Here is a 3186-nt window from a genome sequence, read left to right as displayed (position 1 = left end):
CGACGTTTGTGGCGCTGGGGCCTGATAACGGCATGGCGCCGGATGGTCGCTGCAAGGCGTTCTCAGCAGGCGCCAATGGCGCGGGCTGGAGCGAAGGCTGCGGCGTGCTGGTGCTGAAGCGGCAGTCGGATGCGGAGCGGGACGGCGACGAGATCCTGGCGCTGATCCGGGGTTCGGCCGTGAACCAGGACGGTCGGAGCCAGGGCCTGACGGCGCCGAACGGTCCGAGCCAGCAGCGGGTGATCCGCGCGGCGCTGTCGGCGAGCGGGGTGAGCCCCGACGAGATCGACGTCGTCGAGGCACACGGGACCGGGACCAGTCTTGGTGATCCCATCGAGGCCGGGGCCTTGGCCGCGGTGTTCGGGCCGACGCGGCGCGCGGATCGTCCGCTGTGGCTGGGCTCGTCGAAGTCGAACCTCGGGCACACGCAGGCAGCGGCCGGCGTTCTCGGCGTGATGAAGATGGTGCTGGCGCTCAAGCACGAGGTTCTGCCGAAGACGCTGCATGCGGAACATCCGAGCCACCAGATCGAGTGGGACGGCAGCGGGCTGTCGCTGCTGCAGCAGGCGCGTGCGTGGCCCCGCGATGTGGCACGGCCGCGGCGCGCAGGCGTCAGCGCGTTTGGACTGAGCGGGACGAATGCGCATGTTGTTCTGGAGGAAGCGCCGGCGGGCTCTGCTGCTGTCAGCAGTGAGGTGCAGGAGGCTGCGAACGGCGCGGTCGGGGCTGAGGCGTCATCGCCCTTGATCCCGCTGCTGGTGTCCGGCCGTGACGAGGCGGCACTTCGTGCACAGGCTGGCCGGTATGGGGAGTGGCTGTCGCAGCATCCGGACGTCGATTTCAGGTCTGTGATTGCGACGGCGGCGTTGCACCGGACGCAGTTTGCTTCGCGGGCGGCGGTCTCAGTGCGCGATGCGGCGGAGGCCGAGGAAGCACTGCGCGCGCTGGCCGAAGGCCGCCCGCATGCGGCGGTGTCGGTTGGCGAGGCCAGAGGTGAGTCCGGCAAGCTGGCGTTCCTGTTCACGGGTCAGGGCGCGCAGCGGATCGGCATGGGCCGGGCGCTGCTGGAGACGTGTGCTACGTTCCGCGCGGCGTTCGAGGAAGTCTGCGGTCATTTTGACGAACTGCTGGATCTGCCGCTGCGCAGCGTGATGTTTGCGGAGGAAGGCTCGGAGGCGGCCTCCAAGCTCGACGAGACGGCCTATGCGCAGCCGGCTTTGTTTGCGGTGGAGGTGGCGCTGTTCCGTCAGCTGGAGCAGTGCGGCATTGAGCCCGACATTCTGCTCGGCCACTCGATCGGAGAGCTTGCGGCTGCGCATGTCTCGGGCGTGTGGTCGCTGAAGGATGCCTGCCGCGTGGTGGCGGCGCGCGGGGCGTTGATGCAGGCGCAACCTGCCGGCGGCGCCATGGTGGCGCTGGAGGCAAGCGAAGAGGAAGTGCTGCCGCTGCTCACTGACGGTGTCGAGATTGCGGGACTGAACGGGCCGCGCTCGACGGTGATATCCGGCGATGAAGTAGCTGTGCTGGCGCTGTCGGAGCAGTTCAAGGGCAAAGGCCGCAGGACCAGTCGTTTGCAGGTCAGCCACGCGTTCCACTCGCAGCGCATGGAGCCGATGCTGGAGGCGTTCGGCAAGGTGCTGGCGTCCGTCACCTTTGGCACGCCGCGCTTGCCGATCGTGAGCAACGTGACGGGACGTCTGGCGACCAAGGACGAGCTTTGCAGCGCGGAGTACTGGGTGCGTCAGGTGCGCAGTCCGGTGCGGTTCCTCGATGGCGTGCATGTGCTGGAAGCCGAAGGGGTGCGGGCAAGCCTTGAGCTTGGTCCGGACGGAATCCTGACGGGCCTTGCGGCGGGCTGCCTGTCGGAAGCATCACAGATGCAGGTGGTGGCGGCGCAGCGTCGCGGGCGTGATGGCAGCGAGGCGCTGCTGGCCGCACTCGGCGCACTGCACGTGCACGGCATTGTCGTTGATTGGAACGCCTTTGGCGATCTCGCGAAACTGCCTGTTGCCTCGCTACCGACCTATGCGTTCCAGCGTCAGCGTTACTGGCTTGAGGCGGAGAAGGCGAGCGGGGACGCCGCGACGATGGGGCTGTCGGATGCGTCGCATCCGCTGTTGGGTGCGGCGACGCCGCTTGCGGAGAGTGACGGCTTCCTGCTGACGGGTCGGCTGTCGCTGTCGGAGGCCGGCTGGCTTGGCGACCATGCGGTGTTCGGGACAGTGCTGCTGCCGGGGACCGGGCTCTTGGAGCTGGGCTTTGCGGCGGCGCGTGCGGTCGGCGCAACAAGTGTGTCGCAGTTGACGCTGCTGTCGCCGCTGGTGCTGCCGGCGGAGGGCGGTGTCCGGCTTCAGGTTCAGGTTGACGGTGCGGAGGCGGGTGGCGGAGGCCGGGGCCTGAGCATCTACAGCCGCGCGGAAGATGCAGCTGAGGGTGCGTCGTGGACGCTGCATGCGCAGGGCGCGCTGGGCGAGGCGGTAGCCGCATCGCAGGACGCTGCAGCGGAGAGCGCACTCGAGGTGTGGCCGCCTGTCGGCGGCGAGTCGATTAATCTGACCGGTCATTATGCGCGGCTGGCAGGGCGCGGCTACGGCTATGGGCCATCGTTCCAAGGACTTCGAGAGGCGTGGCGGGTTGGCAATGCGATGTACGGGCGCGCGGTGCTGCCGGAGGCGCTATCTGAATCAGCGGAGAGTTACGGCTTGCATCCGGCGTTGCTCGATGCGGCGCTGCATGTGCTGACCCTTGCGCAGGTCGAGGGCTTCGGCGACGGGTCGGTGCTGCTGCCGTTCGAGTGGTCGGAGGTATCGCTGGCCGCTCAAGGCGCGCGTGAGCTGCGGATCCGTGCCTCGGTGGAGCGCAGCGGCGAGGGCGAGGCGCTGGCGCATCTGCAGCTTGCGGATGGGCATGGCCGTGTGGTCGCGCATGTCGGGGGCTTGCGGCTGAAGCAGGCGAGCGAAGCGCAGATCCGTGAGGCCTCGCGCAGCGAGGCGCAGCATCTTTATCGTCTGGAGTGGCGTGCGGTCGGATTGAACGAGGCCGGGCAAGACAAACCTGTGTCTGATGCGCCGCCACTGATTGTGGGCGGCGACGGCGCGTTGGCGGCGGCTCTGGGGCTCGATCACGCCGAGAGCGTTGCGGCTGTCGTTGCGCGGCTGGATGCAGGCAGTGCGATCCCGTCGCAGC

1 protein-coding gene is annotated in these 3186 nt (G+C 68.5%); it reads left to right on the top strand.

Annotated elements, in window-relative coordinates; genetic code table 11:
- The coding region (locus UB31_RS15930; RefSeq protein WP_045011529.1) for a type I polyketide synthase at window positions 1-3186 on the top strand (3186 nt) is incomplete at both ends.

It is taken from the genome of Bradyrhizobium sp. LTSP849 (assembly GCF_000938255.1).
Classification (GTDB): Bacteria; Pseudomonadota; Alphaproteobacteria; order Rhizobiales; family Xanthobacteraceae; genus Bradyrhizobium.
The sequence above is the reverse complement of the archived record's forward strand: the minus strand, read 5'-3'. Positions and strand labels throughout refer to the sequence as shown.